This is a genomic window from Pseudomonas sp. R4-84 (assembly GCF_054130985.1).
The window spans coordinates 5016827-5041422 of record NZ_CP096390.1; the positions used below are offsets into that span (position 1 = coordinate 5016827).

A 24596-nucleotide genomic window follows, 5' to 3' on the forward strand; every position below is an offset into this window, starting at 1 on the left:
TACAATCCTTTCCCTTTGCGCCCCAGGAGACCTCACATGCCTGACTTCTCTGGCTTGCCGCTGGTAATCGAGCCCAACGAGCTCTTGCCGCGCCTCGATGCTCCCAATCTGATTCTGGTGGACCTGACCAGCGCGGCGCGCTACAGCACCGGCCATATTCCTGGCGCGCGCTTCGTCGATCCCAAACGCACGCAACTGGGCCAGCCCCCGGCGCCGGGACTGTTGCCGGCGAAGGCCGACCTGGAAACGCTGTTCGGCGAACTCGGGCATAACCCTGGCGCGGTCTATGTGGTGTATGACGACGAAGGCGGCGGCTGGGCCGGGCGTTTTATCTGGCTGCTCGACGTGATCGGGCACTCCAACTACCACTATCTCGACGGCGGGCTGTTGTCCTGGCTGGACCAGGGCCTGCCGGTGTCGATCGACACCCCGGCGCCGGCCGCCGGCGATGTCAGCCTGGTGCTGCACGACGAACCCACCGCCACTCGCGAGTACCTGCAAAGCCGTCTTGGCTCGAAAGACCTGGCGATCTGGGATGCGCGCGGCCCGCTGGAATATTCCGGTGAAAAAGTCGTGGCGGCCCGGGGCGGACACATCCCCGGCGCGGTCAATTTCGAATGGACGGCCGGCATGGATCCTGCGCGCAGCCTGCGCATCCGCAAGGACATGCCGCAGATTCTCGAACAGCTGGGCATCACGCCCGATAAAGAAGTCATCACCCACTGCCAGACCCACCACCGCTCTGGCTTCACCTATCTGGTGGCTAAGGCGCTCGGTTATCCGCGGGTCAAGGGCTATGCCGGTTCATGGGGCGAATGGGGCAATCATCCCGACACGCCCATCGAGCTTTGAAGATTTAAGGACAGTTAATGAAAAACCGCTTGTTCATCCTCTCCCAATACCTGCTGCCGCACCACCTGCTGTCGCGGCTGGCCGGCTGCATCGCCGAGTGTCGCGTTCGCTGGTTCAAGAACGCCTTCACGGCCTGGTTCGCCAAGCGTTACCAGGTGGACATGTCCCAGGCGCTGGTGGAAGACCTCACCGCCTATGAACACTTCAACGCGTTTTTCACCCGCGCATTGAAAGACGGTGCTCGTCCCCTGGACGAAACGCCCGGCGCGATCCTCAGCCCCGCCGACGGCGCCGTCAGCCAACTCGGCCCGATCGAGCATGGCCGGGTGTTCCAGGCCAAGGGCCATAGTTTCAGCGTGCTGGAACTGCTGGGCGGGGATGAGGCCAACGCGGCGCCATTCATGGGCGGCGACTTCGCCACCATCTACCTGTCGCCCAAGGACTACCACCGCGTACACATGCCGCTGGCCGGCACCCTGCGGGAAATGGTCTACATCCCAGGACGGATTTTCTCGGTCAACCAGACCACCGCCGAAAACGTCCCGGAGCTGTTCGCCCGCAACGAACGCGTCGCGTGCATTTTCGACACCGAGCGCGGGCCGATGGCCGTGGTGCTGGTGGGCGCGATGATCGTCGCCTCCATCGAAACCGTCTGGGCCGGCCTGGTGACACCGCCCAAGCGCGAATTGAAGACTTTCCGCTACGATGAGGCCGCTCGCGCGCCGATCCACCTGGAAAAAGGCGCCGAACTGGGCCGGTTCAAGTTGGGTTCAACCGCTATCGTGCTGTTTGGACCAGACCAGGTGAAATGGGCCGAAGACCTCGTGGCGGGCTCGCCGGTGCAGATGGGCCAGGCCCTGGCACTGCCGAACGCCTGATCCAAAAGCTCACCCAGTGGGAGCAAACTCGCTCCCACTGGGTATCCGACAATCACAGAGCACCTCTTTCGCCTACAGCTGCTAGAGTTGGAAACATCCTTTTCATTTCCCGCCGGAGCCCGTCCACGGCATGAATGAGACCAGCCCTCTCCAGCTACTGCGCGTCCTGACACCGACCCAGTCGCGCCTGTCTTTCTGCGATGCCGCGCCACGCGACCTCAAGCGTTGGATCGCCAATCTGCCCAAGGCCAACATCGGCGAAACCGCTCGCCTGCTGTACCAGGCACTCGGCGAGCTGAACCAACTGCTGACCCCCAGCGATAATCGCCTGCAACTGCTGGAGCTGCTGCGACCAGAGGTTTATTACGTCTGCAAGCACCTTGAGCGGCACTTCCTGCAGCAGGCCATCGTGCTGGATGAGCGATCGCGCAAAATCGTCAACCTGTGCCAGGCCCTGCAAGCCCACCTGGCGATGGGCTACAAACAGATCGTCGGGCGTATCTCGTCGAAATTTTCCAAGGACCGGGCGCGCCTGCTGGCTACCGCAGCGCAACGGGCAGTCCACGCGCTCAATAGCACGTTGCTACGCTCCAGCCAGTTGTACAGCCCTGTGCCCGAGGGGCTCTGGCTCGATCTGCATCAGCTGTACCGGATCGCTTGCCAGCATAAACTGCAGCACCTGGCCGTCAGCGATGAACTGGCCAGCCAGGTTCACCAACTGAACGTCGAGCAAACCTACGTCGTCGCGCTATTGCTGGGCGCCTCGCGCAGCAACCAATTGCGCCAGAGCCAGATTGCCCGATTGGCCGAAGTGCTCGAACCCTGGAGCCAAGGGGTCAAGCTGGACCCGGCCGTGACCGCCTCCAGCCTGTTCGCGGTCGCGCCGCAGCTGGATGTCGGTCCGCGCTACCGCTCGAAATTCCGGGCGGAACAGCAACCCACGCTGCTGGGTTTCGACCCACAGCCGCTGGTGCGTGCCATTACCACCCACTTGGCGCAACCGGTCGAGTCGACATTGACGGTACCGGCCGGCATGAGCGCCGACACCTTGCATCATCTGCAAGCCGCCTGGGGCGAAGCTGCCGAGCGCAGTTTCCAGCGCACCGAGGGCAACGGCACACTGACCCTGTGCGTGGGCATGAGCGCCTTGCATTATTACCTTGGCGGCGAACGCTCATTCAGTGAAATCCTGAAGAACCCGGCCACCCGCAAGGCCCGCTTCGAGGCGTCGCCCACCCGGAAAAACGATACCTGGGACCAAGCCTTCGACGCAGCGCCCAGCGGTGACAGTGAGCTTTTGCCCTACGAAGAAATCGAATACCCGGTCAATCCGGCCGATGATGACGCCGCAAGCTCCGACAACCAGCACCATTTCCCCACCTACGACTTGCCGATCATCAACCACAGCCCGGGAGGTTACTGCCTTGGCTGGCCGAAGGAGGTGCCGGAACAACTACAGGCTGGGGAAATGGTGGGTATCCGGGACGCCAACGACCAGAGCTGGAGCATCGCCGTGGTGCGCTGGATTCGCCAGGTGCGCAATGGCGCCATGCAGATGGGGATCGAACTGGTCGCGCCCCATGCCCAGCCGTGCGGCCTGCAATTGCTTCGAGAGCAAAACGAGCAAGGGCACTATCTGCGCGGGCTGCTGCTTCCGGAGATCAGCGCCATCGACTTGCCCCCCACCGTAATCGCCCCGCGCCTGCCTTTCCAGGAAGGCCAGCAGGTGTTGATCAACACCAATGGCGAGGAACGGCGCGCTGGGCTCGATCGACGAGTGACCAGCACCCACAGTTTCAACCAGTTCGCTTATCGCCAGGACGAATCAGCGGCGAACGGGGGTGACGGCACGCAAGAGGGGGATTTCGATTCGTTGTGGAAGTCGCTCTAAGGAACAACAACTATTCCGTGGCGAGGGAGCTTGCTCCCGCTGGGCCGCGAAGCGGCCCCGAAACCTGACACCCAGGCGTTTCAGGTGGGCCGTATTGGGCCTGCTGCGCAGGCCAGCGGGAGCAAGCTCCCTCGCCACGGGTATGCGAAATCCAACGATCGGCGAATTGCTCAAACCTGCCCGTCGCGATCCCGGAAGCCCAACAGGTACAACACCCCATCCAACCCCAAGGTCGAAATCGCCTGCCGGGCCGATTGCTTGACCAGCGGCTTGGCCCGGAACGCCACGCCCAGGCCGGCGATGGCCAGCATCGGCAGGTCGTTGGCTCCGTCGCCCACGGCAATGGTCTGCTCCAGGCGAAGGCCTTCTTTTTCGGCCAATTCGCGCAGCAGGTCCGCCTTGCGCTGGGCATCGACGATCGGCTCGACGGCCACGCCGGTGACCTTGCCGTCCACCACTTCCAGTTCATTGGCGAACACGTAGTCGATGCCGAGCTTGGCCTGCAACTGCTTGGCGAAATAGGTGAAGCCGCCGGACAGGATGGCGGTTTTGTAGCCCAGGCGCTTGAGTTCGGCGAACAGGGTTTCGGCGCCCTCCGTCAGCCGCAGTGAGGCGCCGATGGAATCGAGCACGCTGACGTCCAGGCCCTTGAGCAGCGCCAGGCGTTCTTTGAAACTGGCACGAAAATCCAGCTCGCCGGCCATGGCCCGCTCGGTGATCGCCGAGACCTTATCGCCCACGCCAGCCGCCTTGGCCAATTCGTCGATGACTTCGGCTTCGATCAACGTCGAATCCATGTCGAACACCGCCAGGCGACGGTTGCGGCGGAACAGCGAATCTTCCTGGAACGCGATGTCGACGTTCAGCTCCTGGGCCACGCTGAGGAATTCGGCCCGCAGCGCCTGGGGATCGGCCGGTTCGCCGCGCACGGAAAACTCGATGCAGCCCTTGCCCTGGTCAGCCGGAGTATCGAGCGGCATACGCCCGGAGAGTCGGTCGATATGGTCGATGTTCAGCCCGTATTGGGCGGTGATCGAACTGACCCGTTGCAACTGCTCGGCGGTCACCTTGCGGGTCAACAGCGTCACGATGTGGCGCTTCTTGCCCTGGCCGGCTACCCAATGCTGGTAATCAGCTTCGGATACCGGGGTGAAACGCACCTGCTGGTCAAGCTTGTAGGCCGTGAACAGGATGTCCTTGAGCACCGACTTGCTTTGTTCGGCGTCCGGAATTTCAACCAGGATGCCGAACGACAGCGTGTCATGGATCACCGCCTGACCGATGTCGAGAATGGTCACACCACCCTGGGCCAGAACGCCGGTAATGGCCGCAGTCAGACCCGGACGGTCGCTGCCAGTGATGTTTATCAGGACAATTTCGCGCAAGGCGCACCCCCGCAGGTGGAAAAAAACCGCATTCTACCCACATTCAGTGACCATCGGGCACCGCCAGTGCTTTGCCGGCCATGGGCCTGTCGCTATACTGCGCGTCAATTTCACGGACAAAGAGCCGAGCTCAGTGAACCGGCCCACGCCAGTCAAAACCGACAACTTCTTCCTGCTGATCTTCCGTGCATTGCGCCATCGCCGCGTGCCGATTGCATTGCGCATCGCCAGCCATAACGTGATCCTGGTCGCCCTGGCCCTGGTCATCTATGCCTGCGTGATGGGCCTGCAATTCAAGCAGGCCATGCATGAGCAGGCGGACGCCCTGGGTGAAAGCCTGACCACCCAGACCGCCACCTCCGCCACCGAGTTGCTGGTGTCCAACGACATCCTCAGCCTCAACGTGCTGCTCAACAACCTGACCAAGAACAAACTGGTCGCCCACGCCGCCATCTACAGCGTGGACAACCGCATCCTCGCGGAGGCCGGCCAGCGCCCTAAACCTGGCCTGCTGGGCGAGACCGGCGGCATGTACCAGAGCAAGATCACTTTCCAGGATGTGACGGCCGGGCAACTGCGCATCAGCCTGGACATGGACCAGTTCCAGCAACCGATGACCATCAGCCTGCAAAGCATGGGCATTCTCAGCGCGATCCTGCTGGCGCTTGCCCTGGCCTTGAGCCTGCGCCTGGGACGGCACATCTCCACGCCGTTGTTGCAATTGCGCGTCTGGCTGCGGGACATCGATGAACACACGCCGGCGACCCAGCGCCAGGATGAGATCGGCGACCTGGCTCGGCAACTACACGCCAGCTTCGCGCCGGAACCTGAGCCGGTGCCGGAGCCTGAAGACATCGACTACGTCGACGAGGACGATGCCGAGCCGGGCTTCGAGGTGCGCAACCTGCGTGACCCGGGCTTTGACGAAAGCGCACCGATGCCCGCCTCCCGCCCTGCGCCGCGCCATGTGGTGCGCACGGTCGAAGACGAGGAAGACGACGACGCCTTTGCCGATTTGCGCGACGACGCGGTGACCGGCGCTCCTCAACCGGCTGCCCGCCCCGCCTCGAACGTGCCCCAGCACAGCGCCGTGCTGGCCGTTCAACTGGGTGCCCAGGATCAGCTGCGCCGCCTGCCCCAGGCGCGCCTGAAGGAGCTGCTCGAACGCTATCGCGACTGCCTTGACCAAGCCGCATCGCTTTATCAAGGCGAACTGCATACCCTCAATGACGGCAGTACGCTGATGCTCTTCCATGCCGAAGACAGCGGCGACGACTACCTGACCAACGCCATTTGCTGCGGTGAACTGCTGCGCGCGCTGGGTCATCAATTGCAAATCGAAGTCGCCGACAGCGGCATCACCCTGCAATTGCAGTTGGGCTTGACCTTGGGCGACGGCCTGTTCGGCCTGAGCCAGATCGACCTGCTGCTCACCGAAACCGCCCAGGACGCATTGGCCCTCTCCCAGCACAGCCGCAACTTGTTGCTGGTGGAGCGCAAGATCAACGATGACGCCCTGATCCGCCAACGCACCCGCATCCGCCCCATCGCCAGCCCGGAAGGCGCTTGCTGTGTGGAACGATTGATGGAGCCATATCCATCGATGCTGGAGCGGCAACTGGCGCGCATGCATGAGCGTCAGGCCTGAGGTCTCGGCCCTGAAATAATAAAACCCGCAGATGAGTAATCGTCTGCGGGTTTTTTGTTGCCTTCGCTGGCCCTATCGCGAGCAAGCTCGCTCCCACAGGGATCTTCATACGACCGTAGGTCCCCTGTGGGAGCGAGCTTGCTCGCGATGAGGCCAGCACAGACACCAGATATTCCAACCGGCAGAAACAACAAAGCCCGCATCAACGCGGGCTTTGTCTGGCAGTCATCAAATCGTCAGAACCGGAACACTTCCATGTCCGTACGAATCGGCAGAGCCATGGGAATCTTGTCCTTTTCCTTTTCCACCGGCTTGGCCGGAGCGGGCGCCGCCTTGCGCGGGACTTCCGCGATAGGGGGTTGGTTGGCCAGGGGCTTGAGCGACACGGACAGTTGCTCGGCCAGGCGCTGCAAAAGCACGCCTTGAGCCTGGACCTGCGCCGCGGTGGTACCTGCATGCTGCTCCTGCAGGTGCACGATACGGTTTTCGCGAACCGTGCCGCGACGATCGATCAGCCGCCACTGGGCATCCAGTACCGCAGGTTGGGATTTGCCTGAGTCCAGACGGGTAATCGACAACAAGACCTGTACGTCCGGAGTGAACCCCTGGGTAGCGGGGGCCAGTACCACGCGCTGGCTGTCCAGGTGTCCGGCCACCTGACGCAGCAATAATTGATCGATGTCCGAAGACAGGCTGCCGGCCCAACGACCATCGGTGGCGGCTTGCAGGCTGCCGTCCGGTTGACGTTGCAACAAGGTTTCACGCTGCAGGTAGTCAGCGATCAGAACCGGGCCAAGCAGTACGGCCATGCCCGTGCTTTGTGCAGGTTGGGCCGGGGTACCGCTGTCCAGTTGGTACAGCGACACCGGCTGGTTCATGCTGCAGCCCGCCAGGCCAAGCAGGCCGGCGAGCCACAAAATAGGAAGGCGCAGAGCAGTCATCGTCTCGTCCAGGTGGCGGCCACAAGGCTTACCACAGTGAAAAATACTCGGTCATTATTGAAGAACGCTCGGCCACGCCGGCGCTTGAAAGGGCCTATCATCCGTGAATATGCGTCCCGACTCCAGCGCCAAAGCACCGATCCGCGGCTTTTAATCGCGGACCGAGCCCTCTAGCACGCTCAATTGAGGTTTTCGACGAGCAGTGCATCCACCCGCTGAAAACCTCTCGGAAGCTTGTTGCCCCGCCGACCACGTTCACCTTTGTAATGCTCAAGATCGTCCGCTTTCAATGAAAGCGTACGCTTTCCAGCCTGCAGCACAAGCGTGGCACCCTCCGGTATCACTGCAATATCCGTGACATATTCCTCGCGACTCGCCACCCGTTCGCCGGAAATACCGATAATCTTGTTGCCCTTGCCTTTACCGAGCTGTGGCAGATCGCTGATCTTGAACACCAGCAACCGGCCCTCTGTCGTCACCGACGCCAGCCAATTGCTCTCGCGGTCGATGACTGGGCGAGGCGCGATGACTTTGGCGTTGTTCGGCAGGCTCAACAGCGCCTTGCCCGCCTTGTTCTTGGCTTGCAGATCCTCACCCTTGACGACGAACCCGTACCCGGCGTCCGACGCGATAACGTACAGCCCGTCATCATCAGGCATCAGCACACATTCAAAAGTTGCACCCGGTGGTGGCGTCAGACGACCGGTCAGCGGTTCGCCCTGTCCACGGGCCGATGGCAAGGTGTGGGCCGGGACCGAATAACTACGCCCGGTGGAGTCGATGAACACCGCAAACTGGTTCGAACGCCCCGGCGCCAAGGCCTTGAAGCCATCCCCGGCCTTGTAGGAAAGCCCGGCGGCGTCAATATCATGCCCCTTGGCCGAGCGCACCCAGCCTTTTTCAGAGAGCACGACGGTAACCTTCTCGTTCGGCAGCAGGTCGTGCTCGCTCAACGCCTTGGCTTCGGCGCGCTCGACGATCGGCGAGCGACGGTCGTCGCCGTAGGTTTCGGCGTCCTTCAGCAGCTCGGTGCGCACCAGCTTCTTGAGCTTGGCTTCGCTGCCCAGCAAGGCTTGCAGCTTGGCTTGTTCCTTGAGCAGTTCGTCCTGCTCGGCACGCAGCTTCATCTCTTCCAGGCGCGCCAACTGGCGCAGGCGAGTGTCGAGGATGTAGTCGGCCTGGATTTCGCTCAGCGCAAAACGCTCGATCAGCTTGGCCTTGGGGTGCTCCTCGGTCCGGATGATGTGGATCACTTCGTCCAGGTTGAGGTAGGCAATCAGCAAACCGTCCAACAGGTGGAGGCGGCGCTCGACCTTGTCCAGGCGGAATTGCAGGCGCCGGCGCACGGTCTTGACCCGGAATTCGAGCCACTCCACCAGCAACGCCCGCAGGTTCTTGAGCTGCGGCTTGCCGTCCAGGCCGATGATGTTGATGTTGACCCGGTAGCTAGACTCCAGGTCGGTGCTGGCGAACAGGTGCTGCATCAGCGCTTCGTGGTCGACCCGGCTGTTGACCGGGATGATCACGATGCGGCATGGGTTCTCGTGGTCGGATTCGTCACGCAGGTCGGCCACCTGGGGCGCTTTCGACGGTTTTGCCTGCATCATCGCGGCAATCTGCTCCAACACCTTGGCCCCGGAGACCTGATGGGGCAGCGCCGTGACGATGATGTCGCCGTCTTCGATGTGATAAACGGCCCGCATGCGCACCGAACCACGACCGGTTTCATAGATTTTCAGCAGATCGGCGCGGGGCGTGATGATTTCCGCTTCGGTCGGATAATCCGGCCCCTGGATATGCTCGCAGAGCTGCTCCACCGTGGCCTTCGGCTCGTCCAGCAAACGCACGCACGCAGTGGCCACTTCCCGCAGGTTATGCGGGGGCACGTCGGTGGCCATGCCGACGGCGATGCCGGTGGTGCCGTTGAGGAGGATATTCGGTAAACGCGCCGGTAACACCAGGGGTTCGTCGAGGGTGCCGTCGAAGTTAGGGCCCCAGTCCGCGGTGCCCTGGCCCAGTTCGCTGAGCAGCACCTCGGAATAGCGCGACAACCGCGCCTCGGTGTAGCGCATGGCCGCGAAGGACTTGGGATCATCCGGCGCACCCCAGTTGCCCTGCCCGTCCACCAGCGTGTAGCGATAGCTGAACGGCTGGGCCATCAGCACCATCGCTTCGTAGCAGGCCGAGTCGCCGTGGGGGTGGAACTTACCGAGCACGTCACCGACGGTACGGGCCGATTTCTTGTGCTTGGAGTCAGCATCCAGCCCCAATTCGCTCATGGCGTAGACGATCCGCCGTTGAACCGGTTTCAGGCCATCGCCGATGTGCGGCAAGGCGCGGTCCATGATCACGTACATGGAGTAATTGAGGTAGGCGTTTTCGGTGAAGTCAGCCAGCGACCGGCGTTCTACGCCGTCCAAGCTGTCTGCAAGAATATCGCTCATGCGGGCCTCATCAGTTCGTTGTCTGGCGCAACGGCGCATTGCCGTCGCGCAGGATAAATTCAAATGCTTGGAGGGCGCTGGTGCCCGGCGATTGCCGGGTCATGGCGAGGCGCCCCAGCCGCTGTCCGGCGCGGCGAAGCGCCAGATCACCGGCCGCCGCTCGCCATCGGCACGGGCTCCATCGTTGTTGTCCAGGCCAATCCACGCGCCGGTGGCGTCCACCACCAGCGCTTCGGCCAGTCCGTAGGGCTGGGAAAAACGACGAGCGTCCTGCAAGGCCTCGGCTGCGAACGACCAGCAGCGCTCGACCTCGGCCGTCCGCGCATCCCGCCGGCATATCTGGAAGGCGTTGCGCTCCAGGGTAAACAGCTTGCCGTTGAACAATGACAGATCGGCAAAATCCCGTGAAACCGCCTTGGCCTTGGGGAATTGAGGCGGCTGCATCTGCTGCCCCGCTTCGCTAAGCAACACACAATTGCCGTCGCAGTCCCAGACAGTTTGCTGGCGCTTGATCAACAGCAGGCCGCGCCGTTCACGCTCGGCCGCCAGCCAGATGTGATCCCCGGCCGGGTTGACCGCAAGGCCTTCGAACAGCGAATTGAAATGCAACAACATGCCACTGCCCCGGGCTTGACGAATCATCGTCGGGGCGACTTTCAACCACGATGCAGCGCCTGTCGGCGGGATTTGCAGGACGGCGGCATGGGACTCGCTGACCACATAGCGATTGCCTGCGCTGTCGCAACTGATGCCTTCAAAATCCAATTCGCCACCGCGCAGGAACGACGCCGCCCATGTGCGGGACCTCAAGCCCCACGGCAAACCGCTGTCCGGCACCATCGGCACCTCGATCTCGACCACTTCGGCCGCCCAGACTGGCGCATCGACCGGCTGGAGGCGATAGATCCGGTCATCGTCGCGATCGGACACAGTCCACATTTCGTTGCCACACAGGGCCAGCCCAGACAAATTGCCGCCGCGCATGCCTTCGACGACATGCTCGGACAACAACGTGAGCTCCGGCGCCGGCTCGGCCACTACCCCCCCCGCCCACAGCAACAGCGCCAGGGCGAAACCCTTGCGCATCAGGCCAGGACCTCAGCCAGGTCACCCTTGGATTCGAGCCAGGTCTTGCGGTCGCCTGCACGTTTTTTCGCCAGCAGCATGTCCATGATTTCCGACGTTGCCGCGAAGTCGTCCAGGGTCAACTGCACCAGGCGACGGGTGTTCGGGTCCATGGTGGTTTCACGCAGCTGCGGCGGGTTCATCTCGCCCAGGCCTTTGAATCGGGTGACCTGCGGCTTGCCGCGTTTCTTCTCGGCGACCAGGCGGTCGAGAATGCCGTCGCGCTCCGCTTCGTCCAGGGCGTAGTAGATTTCCTTGCCCAAGTCGATGCGGTACAGCGGCGGCATCGCCACATAGACGTGGCCGGCATCCACCAGCGGGCGGAAATGCTGGACGAACAAGGCGCAGAGCAACGTGGCGATGTGCAGGCCGTCAGAGTCGGCGTCGGCAAGGATGCAGATCTTGCCGTAGCGCAGCTGGCTCATGTCCTCGGCGCCGGGGTCGACGCCAATGGCCACCGCGATGTTATGCACTTCCTGGCTGGCCAGCACTTCGCTGCCGTCCACTTCCCAGGTGTTGAGGATCTTGCCCCGCAGCGGCAGGATCGCCTGGAACTCCTTGTCCCGCGCCTGCTTGGCCGAACCACCGGCGGAGTCACCTTCCACCAGGAACAACTCGGAGCGCATCGGATCCTGCCCGGCGCAATCGGCGAGCTTGCCCGGCAACGCCGGTCCTTGGGTGATGCGCTTGCGCTCGACTTTCTTGCTGGCCTTGAGACGACGGCCGGCGTTGTTGATCGCCAGCTCCGCCAGGGCCAGGCCGGTTTCCGGGTTGGCGTTGAGCCAGAGGCTGAACGCGTCCTTGACCACGCCGGAAACGAAGGCGGCCGCCTCACGGGACGACAGGCGTTCCTTGGTCTGGCCGGAGAATTGCGGCTCCTGCATCTTCATCGACAGGACGAAGGCGATGCGCTCCCAGACGTCTTCCGGCGCCAGCTTCACGCCACGGGGCAGCAAGTTGCGGAACTCGCAGAACTCGCGCATCGCGTCGAGCAAGCCTTGGCGCAAGCCGTTGACGTGCGTGCCGCCCTGGGCCGTCGGAATCAGGTTGACGTAACTTTCCTGAACGCTTTCGCCACCTTCGGGCAGCCACAACAACGCCCAATCCACGGCTTCCTTGTTACCGGCCAGGCTGCCGCAGAACGGCTCGGTGGGCAGGCATTCGAAACCGTTGACCGCGTCCACCAGGTAGGAACGCAGGCCGTCTTCGTAATGCCATTCGACCTTCTCGCCGGTGGCCTTGTCTTCGAAACTGACCAACAGCCCCGGGCACAAGACAGCCTTGGCCTTGAGCACGTGCTTGAGGCGGGTGACGGAGAACTTCGGCGAATCGAAATACTTCGGGTCCGGGGCGAAATACACGCTGGTCCCGGTGTTGCGCTTACCGACAGTGCCGACCACTTCCAGCTCGGTGGCCTTGTAGCCGTCGGCGAAGGTCATCTGGTATTCATTGCCGTCACGCTTGACCCGCACCCGCACCTGGGTCGACAAGGCGTTGACCACGGAAATACCCACCCCGTGCAGACCGCCGGAGAACTGGTAGTTCTTGTTGGAAAACTTGCCGCCGGCGTGGAGCTTGGTGAGGATCAGCTCGACGCCCGACACGCCCTCTTCAGGGTGAATGTCCACAGGCATGCCGCGACCGTCATCGCTGACTTCCAGCGAGTGATCGGCGTGCAGGATGACCTGCACCGACTTCGCATGCCCAGCCAAGGCTTCGTCGACGCTGTTGTCGATGACTTCCTGGGCGAGGTGGTTCGGCCGACTGGTGTCGGTGTACATGCCGGGGCGCTTGCGCACCGGGTCGAGGCCCGAGAGGACTTCGATGGCGTCTGCGTTATAAGAGCTAGCGCTGGGAGTGGCCATGGGGTCTCGTCGTCAGTGTTCAATGAAAAAGGGGGCGATGGCTCACAGCGACGTGAAGTCGATCGCCTGATACAAATCGGCGCCAATGCCGGCAAAACTCAACAACGCCGGCAACTGTCGGGCAAACCCCTGAAAACTGTGGTCACCGCCGGCCTGGATGCGCAAGGCACAGGCCCGGTAATATTGCTGGGCGTGGCGATAATCCAGCGTTTCGTCACCGGTTTGCAACCATACCTGAAAGCGCTGCGGATCCCGGGGCGCCGGCACTTCCAGCTCGGCCAGGGCCGTGACGTGGTCGTGGGTCAACTCCCAGGTTTCGTCGGTGTACAAATTCTTCTGCGTTCCCAGGTACCCGTCGAACATCCGATGCGGGCTCACGGCAGGATTGACCAACAGGGCCTTGAGCCCGTGGCGCTCGGCCAAGTGAGTCGCATAGTAGCCGCCGAGCGAGCTGCCGACCAGCAGCGGCCGGCCCAGTTCTGCAATCGCCTGCTCCATCTGCTCCATCGCTTGGCGAGGGTGGTGATGCAAGGCAGGCACCCGCAATTGGTCGCTGAGGCCAAGGCGAGCCATCACGTCGACCAATTGACAGGCTTTGGTCGACGCCGGGGCGCTGTTGAAGCCATGGATATAAAGGATCGAACCCGACATTGCCGACTCCCTGGGTGCTGGGCAAAGGCCGGAGTTTACAGGGAGTTTGTGGGGGTTTGGGGTGATTTCGATAACACTTCGCCTTAGTGGCGAGGGAGCTTGCTCCCGCTGGGCTACGCAGTAGCCCCAAACCGGTAATGCCCCATCTGACTGACAGAACGCTGTGCCTGGTCTGGGGCCTGCTCCGCAGGCCAGCGGGAGCAAGCTCCCTCGCCACGGGGGCTTTGTCAGCCTTGAATCCTCATAGCCTCGGCTCGACGAAGGTTTTTGGTCGTTTATAAGATCAGCGTCCACCGCCGATTGCTGTGGGAGCCGAGCTTGCTCGCGATGGCGGTGGGTCAGCTTGCATCCATGTTGTATGTGCCGCCGTCTTCGCGAGCAGGCTCGCTCCCACAGGGGAAACGCGGTCCCACCGAGAGCCAGGCCGGCCCTAAGGCCGCCTCGGCTTGGCTTTTGATCTAGGGGCCCCGTTAACCACGATGGCCGAACGCAGGCATTGTGGAGTGGGCATCCCGGCATGGATGCCGGGATAGCCGCGCTGGACCATGGATGGTCCTTCGCGGCGGGCCCACGGAGCAATGCCGGAGTGAGGGCATGCCGAGCCTTGGCGAGGCACCGAGTGGTGGGGCCAAGCCTTTTTTGCTTACTTTTTTTGGTGTTTGAAAAAAGTGAGCCGCCGTAAGGGCGGAACCATAAGCCGCTATTACCGCAGAAATGGATATGTACCCGGTCAACAAGGCCGACTGTCAGGCCGCCATCGCGAGCAAGCTCGCTCCCACACAGGTTTTTGGTCGTTTATAAGATCAGTGTCCACCGCCGATTGCTGTGGGAGCCGAGCTTGCTCGCGATGGCGGTGGGTCAGCTTGCATCCATATTGTATGTGCCGCCGTCTTCGCGAGCAGGCTCGCTCCCACAGGGGAAACGCGGTCCCACCGAGAGCCAGGCCGGCCCTAAGGCCGCCTCGGCTTGGCTTTTGATCTAGGGGCCCCGCTAACCATGATGGCCGAACGCAGGCATTGTGGAGTGGGCATCCCGGCATGGATGCCGGGATAGCCGCGCTGGACCATGGATGGTCCTTCGCGGCGGGCCCACGGAGCAATGCCGGAGTGAGGGCATGCCGAGCCTTGGCGAGGCACCGAGTGGTGGGGCCAAGCCTTTTTTGCTTACTTTTTTTGGCGTTTGAAAAAAAGTGAGCCGCCGTAAGGGCGGAACCCAAGTCGCCGTTACCGCAGAAATGGATATGTACTCCGTCAAGCCGCCAACGCGAGCAGGCTCGCTCCCACAATTGGATCGGAGTACAGCAGTGAGAAATGGGCAGGCTGTCAGGCCGCCTCGTCCTCAATATCCGTTGGAGCCATAGTCCGGAGTGAAAGCAAACCCAACCACCCGCTCTACCCCCGTCTCCAACCGCCCATCCGGCAATAGCCGCAACCACCGATACCCCGGCGCCTGCGAGCCCACCGCAAAATCCTCGCTGCCCGGTTCGAATTGAATACAGGTCGAAGGAGAAGCCAACAAACGAACCCCCTCGCGCACCTCGTCAATCTCCTGATGCACATGCCCCCACAACACCGCTCGCACCTGGGGAAAGCGATCCAGTACCGCAAACAAAGCCTCGGGATTACGCAACCCGATCGGTTCCATCCACGCGCACCCAATCGACACCGGATGGTGGTGCAGACACACCAGATGATGCCGCTCCGGCGCTTCGCTCAAGGCATTGGCCAACAGAATCAATTGCTCCTCGGCCAAGAAACCCGGCACCGAACCTGGCACGGCGGAATCGAGCATCGTTACCCGCCAGTTTCCGATGTCCACCACCGGATCGAGCAACGTACTCTTGACCGCCGCCTCAAGCATCACCTGCGGCTCATCATGGTTGCCGGGAATCCACCGCGTCGGCGCATCGATACGCGCTGTCAGTTGTCGAAACGACTCGTAGGATTGCAACGTGCCGTCCTGGGACAGGTCGCCGGTGGCGAGCATCAGGTCGATGGCCGGCTGTTGCTTGAGCACCAAATCGATGACCGACCGCAAGCTGTCACGGGTGTTCATGCCCAGCAACGATGCATCGGCATCGGCGAACAAATGGCTGTCAGACAGTTGGACCAACAGCACCGCATCGGCCGTGGTCAAGCTGGATACGCTCGGCAAATCGCTCTCTCCCAGGCGCAATCACGCCGTTGCATGAAGCGGCAATTATGCTGGGGGATGATCGAAAGGGGAAACCCGCGAACCGGAACCGGTTCACAACTACCGTACGACTTCGAACTCGTGGCCCAGCGCCAGGCAATGACTCAGCCATTCCCCCAGGAACAGGTTCAACTGGGCTTTTTCATCTGGCTGGTGCATCGACGCATTGGGATAAGGATAGATCCCGCGAAAGCGTCGTGCATGTTCGGCGCTGACGACTTCGGCCATGCGCGCATCGTGATAGACCTGCACTTCCAACTGCGGCACCGGCAGCCAGGGCAAGCTGTGTTCCTGGCGCACCTGCAAAGTAGTGGTGTAAGGACAGGTTTGCAGCACTTCCAGGGCCAATACACCCAGCATCTGGTCGCCGTGGGTTACGGCGATGCGGCGCGGTGCCGGATCGTTGCGCATGTCCGGCAACAAGCGCATCAGGCGGGCGTAGTTGGCCTCGCAGGCGGCCTGCAACCCCACCAGATCGACGCGATAACGATCGCGCAACTTGTTCAGGACCATAGCCCCCTCACTTCATCACGGTTCAAGGCCAGCCATTGCAAGGCAATGATGCTGGCCGCGTTGCAAATTCGCCCGTCGCGCACCGCTTGAAGGGCATCTTCAAAAGCCCAGGCCTTCACGCGGATATCTTCAGCCTCTTCCAGCAGGCCATGCAGGCCGCCCGCCCCCGAGCTGTCGCAACGCCCCAAAAAAAGATGCACGTACTCGTCACTGCCGCCCGGCGATGGGAAATATTGAGTCATCGGCCAGAGCGCGGCGAAGACAAGCCCAGCTTCCTCCTGCGCCTCACGATGAGCAACTTCTTCCGGCTGCTCGTCCTTGTCGATCAGGCCGGCCACCAGTTCCACCAGCCAGGGATTGGCAGTCTTGCCCATGGCACCGACGCGGAACTGTTCGATAAGCACCACCTCATCGCGCTGTGGGTCGTAGGGCAGCACGCACACCGCGTCATGGCGAACGAACAGCTCGCGGCTGATTTCGCGGCTCATGCCACCGGCGAACAATTCGTGGCGCAGGTGCACGCGATCAAGTTTGTAGAAACCCTTGAAGCAATTTTCACGCTTGACGATCTCCACGGCGCTCGGTGTGGCGTTGGCGAAATCAGTCATGACAATCCTCGTGTGCGGTGATCCAGTACGAGGTTCCAACCTCGGCTTCGCGCCATCCTAACGCGCCCGTACCGTTTGATGCAGCCCCTTTCCGGTCATCGGGATAGACGGCTGCCTTTAAAATTACTCTAATGAGCTTAGTGGCGAACTGATTGCCCTGCCGACAGTCGAAGCGGGTAACTTTTTGCCTTTCCCTGTTCCACGAAGGACGCCCATGTCGCTTTTTAGAATCGCTTCCCTGGCCGCCATCGCCCTGACCCTGGGTGCTTGCCAAAGCCTCTTCCAACCCAATTACCGAGCGCCCCTGGAGACGACTCGCGATGCGTCGGAGCAATTGCAGCCCGGTTGCGCCAGTGCCGACTGCCCGCTGGTGAACATCGACACCCTGCGCTTTCCCGCCGAGCCGGCCCTGGACGGCATCATCGAAAAACGCCTGTTGCAAATGACCCGCACCAGCCCGGACGCCCCTGCGGCTCCGACGCTGGCCGCCTATCGCGAGCAGTTCCTGCGCAGCGCCGCACCTCGCAACAGCAGCTATTTGCAGGCCAAGGTACGCGAGCAGCATGACGGCTTGGTGATTATCGAATTGTCCAGCTATCTGGACACTGGCGGCGCCCATGGCACGCCGGGTCGCGGTTTCATCAACTATTCGCGCCAGCAGCACAAAGTGCTGACGCTGTCGGACATGCTGCTGCCGGGCCAGGAGGAAGCCTTTTGGAAAGCCGCGCAAGTGGCTCACAACAGCTGGCTGATCAGTACCAAGCTGGATCAGGAACCCGAGTTCCTGAAACAGTGGTCCTTCCAGAAAACCCCACACATTGCGCTGACCTACGGCGGGGTGATCCTCAAGTACGAAGTGAGCACCATCGCGCCGTACGCCCTGGGCCACATCGAATTGAAGATCGCCTACCCACGCCTCAACGGCATCCTCAAGCCCGAGCTGTTTCCCGGCCGTAGCTGAAGGCCCGGCCCAGCAACAGTTGCAGCAACCCTGCCAGGATCAACGATGGCAGGGTTGCACCGATGTCCGGGTAGAAGTTGGCCAGCAGGTGATAAGTGCTCACCCCACCCAACCAGGCCAACAGGGCCGGCCAGCGCAACGCGGCTGACACCACTTGGCTGCTGCGCTTGCGCAGGATGAAGTGGTCCACCAGCACCACGCCGAACAGCGGCGCGAACACCGAGCCGATCAGCAACAGGAAGTTCTGATACTGCGCCAACGGCGCGAAGCAGGCGATCAAGGTGCAGATGACGCCAATCGCCAAGGCCAGGTGCTCGACTTTCAACCCTGACAGCATGCCGCTGGACACCGCCGCCGAGTGGATGTCGGCGAAGGCGTTTTCCGACTCGTCCAACAGAATCAGCAGCAGTGGGATGCCCAGTCCGGCGCCGGCCAGGGCCAGCAGCAATGCGTTGACTTCGCCGCTCGGCGCGAATGCCAGAGTGTAGGCGACGCCCAGGCTCATCAGCCAGAAGTTACCGATGAAGAAGCCCACGGCCGTACCGCCGAAGACATTCTTGGCGCGCTTGCCGAAACGCGAGTAATCGGCGATCAGCGGCAACCACGACAACGGCATCGCAATGGCGATGTCGAACCCCACCGCCAGCGGCATCGAGCCGTCGCCCGCCTGGGCCCAGAGTGCCGCCAGGTCAGCCTTGGCGAACAGGTTCCAAGTCAGCCAGATGCACGCGGCCAACAACAGCCAGATGCCCCATTTACGCAGGACCTTACGCACAAAGGTCAGCGGCCCGCTGACGGCAAGCAGGGTCGCCAGGGCGCCGAAGAACAGCGTCCACAGCAGTGGGTTGGAGCCCAGGCTGCCTTCGCTGAAGGCCCGGGCACCGAGCAGGCTGGCGGCGTCGCGCATGACGATGATTTCGAACGACCCCCAACCGATCAGCTGCAGCAGGTTCAATACCGCCGGCACGCTCGCGCCCTTGCCGCCAAGGCTGAGCTTGAGCGCGGCCATGGCCGACAGGCCAGTGTCGCTGCCGATCACCCCGACCGCCGCCAGCAGCAGGACGCCCACCAGCGTGCCGAGGAAAATCGCCAGCAACGAACCGCTCAGGCCCAGGCCCGGCGCGAGCAGGGCGCCGACCTGCAAGACCATCAGGCCGATGCCGAGAGAGAACCACAAAGAAAACAGATCGCGAGCGCCGAAGACGCGTTTGTCCAGAGGCACGGCGGCGTCTGGGGAGTAGGTGCTGGGTTGGATGTTCAAGGGTTGTTATCTCAGAGGGATATTTTGTTGTTCTGTGATGGCTTTCGCGAGCAGGCTCGCTCCCACAATGGACCTGCGGTGAACACAAGTTTTGTGAACGACCGAGTTCCACTGTGGGAGCGAGCCTGCTCGCGAAGGCGGCAGTAAAGTCACCACCGCCCCCAGCTCAAATCACACTTTCTTGTAAAGCTGACTACCTTCCTGCTTGAACCGCTCCGCCTGCTCGGCCATCCCCTGGGCGACTTCGACGTCCACCGCTTCAATGCGCTGGTTCGCCGCGTACTCACGCACTTCCTGGGTGATTTTCATCGAGCAGAATTTCGGCCCGCACATCGAGCAGAAATGCGCCACCTTGGCCGAGTCCTTCGGCAGGGTTTCATCGTGGTACGAACGGGCGGTGTCCGGGTCCAGGCCGAGGTTGAACTGGTCTTCCCAGCGGAACTCGAAACGCGCCTTGCTCAAGGCGTTGTCGCGGATCTGCGCGCCCGGGTGGCCCTTGGCAAGGTCGGCGGCGTGGGCGGCGATCTTGTACGTGATGATCCCGGTCTTCACGTCATCCTTGTTCGGCAAGCCGAGGTGCTCCTTCGGCGTGACGTAGCAAAGCATGGCGCAACCGAACCAGCCGATCATCGCCGCACCGATACCGGACGTGATGTGGTCGTAGCCCGGCGCGATGTCGGTGGTCAGCGGGCCGAGGGTGTAGAACGGCGCCTCGTCGCAGCACTCGAGCTGCTTGTCCATGTTCTCTTTGATCAACTGCATCGGCACATGGCCGGGGCCTTCGATCATGCACTGGACGTCGTGCTTCCAGGCGATCTTGGTCAGCTCGCCAAGGGTTTCCAGCTCGCCGAACTGCGCTTCATCGTTGGCGTCGGCAATCGAGCCCGGACGCAGGCCATCGCCCAGCGAGAAGCTGACGTCGTAGGCCTTCATGATTTCGCAGATGTCTTCGAAGTGGGTGTAGAGGAAGTTTTCCTTGTGATGCGCCAGGCACCACTTGGCCATGATCGAACCGCCACGGCTGACGATACCGGTGACGCGCTTGGCGGTCATCGGCACATAGCGCAGCAACACGCCCGCGTGGATGGTGAAGTAGTCGACGCCCTGCTCGGCCTGCTCGATCAGCGTGTCGCGGAACAGTTCCCAGGTCAGGTCTTCGGCCACGCCGCCGACCTTTTCCAGGGCCTGGTAGATTGGCACGGTGCCGATGGGCACGGGCGAATTGCGGATGATCCATTCGCGGGTTTCATGGATGTGCTTGCCGGTGGACAGGTCCATGACCGTGTCCGATCCCCAGCGGATGCCCCAGGTCAGCTTCGCCACTTCTTCTTCGATGGACGAACCCAGGGCACTGTTGCCGATGTTGCCGTTGATCTTCACCAGGAAGTTACGGCCGATGATCATCGGTTCCAGTTCAGTGTGGTTGATGTTGGCTGGGATGATCGCGCGACCACGGGCGATTTCGTCCCGCACGAACTCCGGGGTAATGACTTTCGGCACGCTGGCGCCGAAGCTGTGGCCGGCGTGTTGCTGGTCAAGCAGGCCGGCGGCGCGGGCCACTTCCAGCTTCATGTTCTCGCGGATGGCGACGTATTCCATCTCGGCGGTGATGATGCCTTTGCGCGCATAGTGCATCTGGCTGACGTTGGCGCCCGGCTTGGCGCGACGCGGGTTGTTCACGTGGGCGAAGCGCAGTTGGGTCAGCTCGGGGTCGGCCAGGCGCTCCTGGCCGAAGTTGGAACTCAGGCCCGCCAGGCGCTCGGTGTCGCCACGGGCTTCGATCCAAGGCGAACGCACGTCGGCCAGGCCTTTGCGCACGTCGATAACCACATTCGGGTCGGTGTAGGGGCCCGAGGTGTCGTAGACCACTACCGGCGCGTTGATTTCGCCGCCGAAGTCGGTGGGGGTCACGTCGAGGCTGATTTCGCGCATGGGCACGCGGATATCCGGGCGGCTGCCCTGGACGTAGATTTTTTGCGAGCGGGTAAAGGGCTGAACCGATTGCTGATCGACCTGGGCCGATTCACTGAGGTTGGTCGCGTTTTTTGATTTTGTCGTCATCACGGGCTCTCCAGACACACATCCAGGCAGTGGATTTTTGTCGGAGCGAACCTGTAACGAATGGACGCGCCCCTGCACGACAGTGCGGACGCTGTGCTTGCTGCTCGAGCCTGTTCGAAAATCGGAAATCGATTGTCGAACAACATCCCGGACGAAGCACAAGAGGACTCGCCGGGTGACGAGAAATCTTGTTCCCTACGCAGGCGCTAACCTGATCAGGTTCAACGGGATCCGAAATTATTCGATCTCAGCCTCATAGCAAGGCACCCCGACAAGAACCCGGCCAGTCTAGACACAACCGGCGCAGAACGCCATCGCCTGGGCAAAAGCCGTGATGAATGGCGCAAATACAGGATTGTTGCCGTGCGTACGCACAACTACACTCGCTACGCCGCGCGCCTGTTATGCGCATTCAATTTGAACGTAAGGGATCGCCTCATGCTGCGCAAACTCTCACTGGCCCTGGCCGTGTCTTGTGCGTCCAATGGAATGGCCTGGGCCGCCGAAGCGCCTTTATCCACCAAGACCGATCTGGTCAGCGTGTACCAGGAAGCGGTGGACAACAACGCCGACCTGGCCGCCGCTCGTGCCCAGTATGGTGCTCAGAAAGAAGTGGTGCCCCAGGCCCGCGCCGGGCTGCTGCCCAACCTCTCGGCCGGCGCCGACCTGAACAACACCCGTACCGAGCTCGACCAACCGGCGATGACCGCCAACCGCAGCTCAACGGTTTACCAGGCCACCTTGTCGCAGCCGATCTTCCGCGCCGACCGCTGGTTCCAGCTGCAAGCGGCCAAATCGGTCAATGAGCAAGCATCGCTGCAGCTGTCCGCTACCGAGCAGAACCTGATCCTGCAAAGCGCTGAAGCCTATTTCAACGTGCTGCGCAGCCAGGACAACCTGGCCTCGACCAAGGCCGAGGAAGCCGCGTTCAAGCGTCAGCTCGACCAGTCCAACGAACGTTTCGACGTCGGCCTGTCGGACAAGACCGACGTGCTGCAATCCCAGGCCAGCTACGACACCGCCCGGGCCAATCGGATCATCGCCCAGCGTCAGGTCGAAGATGCCTTCGAGGCGCTGATCACCCTGACCAACCGCCAGTACAATTCGATCCAGGGCGTCGTTCATACCCTGCCGATCCTGCCGCCGGCGCCCAACGACGCCAAGGCCTGGGTCGACACCGCCGCCAGGCAGAACCTCAACCTGCTGGCCAGCAATTATGCCGTTGATGCCGCCGAAGACACCGTGCGCCAGCGCAAGGCCGGACACGCGCCGACCCTCGATGCAATCGCCCAGTACCGCAAAGGTGACAACGACGGCCTCGGCTTCACCAACCCAAGCCCCACCGGCCAGCGCTACGGTGGCGACGCCGAGCAACGCACCATTGGCCTGCAATTGAGCATTCCGATCTACAGCGGCGGGCTGACCAGCTCCCAGGTTCGCGAGTCCTACTCGCAACTCACCCAGACCGAGCAGCAGCGCGAAGGCCTGCGCCGGCAGGTGGTGGAAAACACCCGCAACCTGCATCGCGCGGTGAACACCGATGTGGAGCAGGTCCAGGCCCGGCGCCAGTCGATCATCTCGAACCAGAGCGCGGTGGACGCCACGGAGATCGGCTACCAGGTGGGCACTCGCAACATCGTCGATGTACTCGACGCCCAGCGCCAGCTGTATACCTCGGTGCGCGACTACAACAACGCCCGCTATGACTACATCCTGGACAACCTGCGCCTCAAGCAAGCCGCCGGGACCTTGAGCCCGGAAGACCTGCAAGCCCTGTCCCGCTACCTCAAGCCCGACTACAACCCGGACAAGGACTTCCTGCCGCCAGACCTGGCACAAGCGGCGGCACAACAGTTGCGCTCGCGGCCGGCGCAGTAGTACACCTGCGACAAATCCCCTGTGGCGAGGGAGCTTGCTCCCGCTGGCCTGCGAAGCAGGCCCAAACCAGTCGCCGCGCTCTGCCGGCCAGAACCGCAGCGCTGATCCTACGACTGCTTCGCAGCCGAGCGGGAGCAAGCTCCCTCGCCACAGAGCTCAGTCGAGCAAGCGCCCCAACCCATCCAACAACCGCTGCAACGCGCCCTGGTTGCGACGCATCACCGCCAACCCCGACTCGGCCATGCGCTGGGCATCCCGGGGCAGTTCGAACAGACGCTGCACGGCCAGGGCCAGGCCGTGGGCATCTTCCACTTCCGCCAAGGCTCCGGCCGCGCGCAGTTGGGCGGCAATTTCAAGGAAGTTGAACAGGTGCGGCCCGCTGAGCACCGGTTTTGCCAGCGCCGCCGGCTCCAGCAGGTTGTGCCCGCCGTTGGGTACCAGACTGCCGCCGACAAACGCACTGTCGGCTAGCGCATAGAGAAACAGCAGTTCACCCATCGTGTCGCCCAGCAGCACCGAAGTTTGTGCGTCGACCGGTCGGGCACTGGAGCGCCGGACCGTGGCGAAGCCCTCACGCTCGCACAGTTGCGCCACCGCATCGAACCGTTCCGGATGACGCGGCACCAAAATCAGCAACGCATCCGGGTAGCTGTCGAGCAACCGACGATGGGCGGCCAGCACCACTTCGTCCTCACCCTCATGGGTACTGGCGGCGATCCACACCGGGCGCTCCACCGCTTGCCATTGACGGCGCAAGGCACTGGCGCTTTCCAGCAGTTGCGGGTCGATGGTCAGGTCGAACTTGATGGAGCCGGTCACTTCAACGGTTTCCGCCCTGGCACCGAGTTGACGAAAGCGCTCTGCCTCGGCTTCGGTCTGCACGGCAAACAGGCCCATCTCAGCAAGCATCGGCCGGGTCAGCTTGGGAAAACGGGCATAACCGCGCGCCGAACGCTCCGACAGCCGCGCGTTGGCCAACGCCACGGGGATACCGCGCAGGGCGCATTGATGGATGTGGTTGGGCCACAGTTCGGTTTCCATGATCACCGCCAGTTTCGGCCGGACCTGGTCGAGAAAACGCTTGGCCGCGCACGGCAGGTCATAAGGCAGGTAGCAATGCTGGATGCGCGGCTCATCGGCGAACAACGCCTTGATCCGCTCCGAACCGGTGGGCGTCATGCACGTCACCGTGATCGGCAGTTGTGGGTAGCGTTGCAACAACGCGCGAATCATCGGCGCAGCGGCAATGCTCTCGCCCACTGACACCGCGTGAACCCAGATGCCGCCCGGCGCCATCGTCGGCAAGCCCCACGAGAAACGCTCGCCGATACGCCGCGCATACGCCGGTGCCTTACGAGCCCGCAGCCACAGCCGAATCGCCACCAGTGGCAGCCCCAGATAAAACAATGCGCTATAGAGAGTTCTGTTCATGGCGGCGGAG

18 protein-coding genes and 1 riboswitch are annotated in these 24596 nt (G+C 62.4%); of the genes, 6 read left to right on the forward strand and 12 right to left on the reverse strand.

What is annotated here, in order from left to right; genetic code table 11:
• Positions 1 to 36: 36 nt before the first annotated feature.
• The 3 genes from M1D68_RS22790 to M1D68_RS22800 all read left to right on the forward strand — a co-directional run bounded on the left by M1D68_RS22790 (position 37) and on the right by M1D68_RS22800 (position 3621).
• Positions 37 to 852 carry a rhodanese-like domain-containing protein gene (locus M1D68_RS22790; RefSeq protein WP_420766179.1) on the forward strand — a complete coding sequence of 272 codons (816 nt, stop codon included), beginning with the start codon at positions 37 to 39 and terminating at the stop codon, positions 850 to 852.
• Between the two features lie 17 nt (positions 853 to 869).
• Positions 870 to 1730, forward strand: coding sequence for an archaetidylserine decarboxylase (gene asd / locus M1D68_RS22795; protein WP_457968446.1), 861 nt, complete (start codon positions 870 to 872; stop codon positions 1728 to 1730).
• A 130-nt stretch (positions 1731 to 1860) separates the two neighbouring features.
• The gene (locus M1D68_RS22800; RefSeq protein ID WP_434560978.1) at positions 1861 to 3621 is read left to right on the forward strand and encodes a molecular chaperone; all 1761 of its coding nucleotides are present in this window, start codon (positions 1861 to 1863) and stop codon (positions 3619 to 3621) included.
• Positions 3622 to 3791: 170 nt separating this feature from the next.
• Here M1D68_RS22800 and serB read toward each other — a convergent pair whose 3' ends face one another.
• Positions 3792 to 5006, reverse strand: coding sequence for a phosphoserine phosphatase SerB (serB, locus tag M1D68_RS22805; RefSeq protein ID WP_420766176.1), 1215 nt, complete (start codon positions 5004 to 5006; stop codon positions 3792 to 3794).
• A 133-nt stretch (positions 5007 to 5139) separates the two neighbouring features.
• On the opposite strand from serB, the gene M1D68_RS22810 reads away from it, so the two are divergent.
• Positions 5140 to 6654 carry an AhpA/YtjB family protein gene (locus tag M1D68_RS22810; protein WP_434560980.1) on the forward strand — a complete coding sequence of 505 codons (1515 nt, stop codon included), beginning with the start codon at positions 5140 to 5142 and terminating at the stop codon, positions 6652 to 6654.
• 236 nt (positions 6655 to 6890) lie between these two features.
• Here M1D68_RS22810 and M1D68_RS22815 read toward each other — a convergent pair whose 3' ends face one another.
• The 8 genes from M1D68_RS22815 to M1D68_RS22850 form a co-directional block, all read right to left on the reverse strand.
• Complete coding sequence (locus M1D68_RS22815) at positions 6891 to 7595, reverse strand: PqiC family protein (RefSeq protein ID WP_420766174.1); 705 nt, start codon at positions 7593 to 7595, stop codon at positions 6891 to 6893.
• 179 nt (positions 7596 to 7774) lie between these two features.
• Positions 7775 to 10039, reverse strand: a complete 2265-nt coding sequence (parC, locus tag M1D68_RS22820) for a DNA topoisomerase IV subunit A (RefSeq protein WP_420766173.1) — start codon at positions 10037 to 10039, stop codon at positions 7775 to 7777.
• Between the two features lie 99 nt (positions 10040 to 10138).
• Entirely contained in the window at positions 10139 to 11125 is a 987-nt protein-coding gene (locus M1D68_RS22825) for an esterase-like activity of phytase family protein (protein ID WP_457968450.1), read from the reverse strand.
• Positions 11125 to 13029, reverse strand: coding sequence for a DNA topoisomerase IV subunit B (gene parE, locus M1D68_RS22830; protein WP_420766171.1), 1905 nt, complete (start codon positions 13027 to 13029; stop codon positions 11125 to 11127). The genes M1D68_RS22825 and parE overlap by 1 nt, the downstream gene beginning before the upstream one ends.
• A gap of 42 nt (positions 13030 to 13071) precedes the next feature.
• Positions 13072 to 13680, reverse strand: coding sequence for a YqiA/YcfP family alpha/beta fold hydrolase (locus M1D68_RS22835; RefSeq protein WP_420766170.1), 609 nt, complete (start codon positions 13678 to 13680; stop codon positions 13072 to 13074).
• A gap of 1338 nt (positions 13681 to 15018) precedes the next feature.
• On the reverse strand, positions 15019 to 15834 hold the full coding sequence (cpdA, locus tag M1D68_RS22840) for a 3',5'-cyclic-AMP phosphodiesterase (RefSeq protein WP_420766169.1): 816 nt from the start codon (positions 15832 to 15834) through the stop codon (positions 15019 to 15021).
• A gap of 99 nt (positions 15835 to 15933) precedes the next feature.
• Complete coding sequence (locus tag M1D68_RS22845; protein ID WP_003186471.1) at positions 15934 to 16386, reverse strand: DUF1249 domain-containing protein; 453 nt, start codon at positions 16384 to 16386, stop codon at positions 15934 to 15936.
• Positions 16377 to 16994 carry an NUDIX domain-containing protein gene (locus M1D68_RS22850; RefSeq protein WP_420766168.1) on the reverse strand — a complete coding sequence of 206 codons (618 nt, stop codon included), beginning with the start codon at positions 16992 to 16994 and terminating at the stop codon, positions 16377 to 16379. The genes M1D68_RS22845 and M1D68_RS22850 overlap by 10 nt, the downstream gene beginning before the upstream one ends.
• A 214-nt stretch (positions 16995 to 17208) precedes the next feature.
• On the opposite strand from M1D68_RS22850, the gene M1D68_RS22855 reads away from it, so the two are divergent.
• Positions 17209 to 17955 (forward strand): DUF3298 domain-containing protein, encoded by a 747-nt coding sequence (locus M1D68_RS22855; protein WP_420766167.1) that lies wholly within the window; start codon positions 17209 to 17211, stop codon positions 17953 to 17955.
• On the opposite strand, the gene cytX is transcribed toward M1D68_RS22855, so the two are convergent.
• Positions 17924 to 19216, reverse strand: coding sequence for a putative hydroxymethylpyrimidine transporter CytX (gene cytX / locus M1D68_RS22860; protein WP_434560986.1), 1293 nt, complete (start codon positions 19214 to 19216; stop codon positions 17924 to 17926). The two genes, M1D68_RS22855 and cytX, sit on opposite strands and share 32 nt — an antisense overlap.
• 171 nt (positions 19217 to 19387) lie before the next feature.
• Positions 19388 to 21277 carry a phosphomethylpyrimidine synthase ThiC gene (gene thiC, locus M1D68_RS22865; protein WP_420766165.1) on the reverse strand — a complete coding sequence of 630 codons (1890 nt, stop codon included), beginning with the start codon at positions 21275 to 21277 and terminating at the stop codon, positions 19388 to 19390.
• Positions 21278 to 21452: 175 nt separating this feature from the next.
• A riboswitch (TPP riboswitch) is annotated at positions 21453 to 21558 on the reverse strand.
• A gap of 157 nt (positions 21559 to 21715) precedes the next feature.
• Here thiC and M1D68_RS22870 point away from each other — a divergent pair.
• Positions 21716 to 23155 carry a TolC family outer membrane protein gene (locus M1D68_RS22870; RefSeq protein ID WP_434564157.1) on the forward strand — a complete coding sequence of 480 codons (1440 nt, stop codon included), beginning with the start codon at positions 21716 to 21718 and terminating at the stop codon, positions 23153 to 23155.
• 156 nt (positions 23156 to 23311) lie between these two features.
• On the opposite strand, the gene waaA is transcribed toward M1D68_RS22870, so the two are convergent.
• Complete coding sequence (gene waaA / locus M1D68_RS22875; RefSeq protein WP_445570961.1) at positions 23312 to 24586, reverse strand: lipid IV(A) 3-deoxy-D-manno-octulosonic acid transferase; 1275 nt, start codon at positions 24584 to 24586, stop codon at positions 23312 to 23314.
• Positions 24587 to 24596 lie beyond the last annotated feature (10 nt).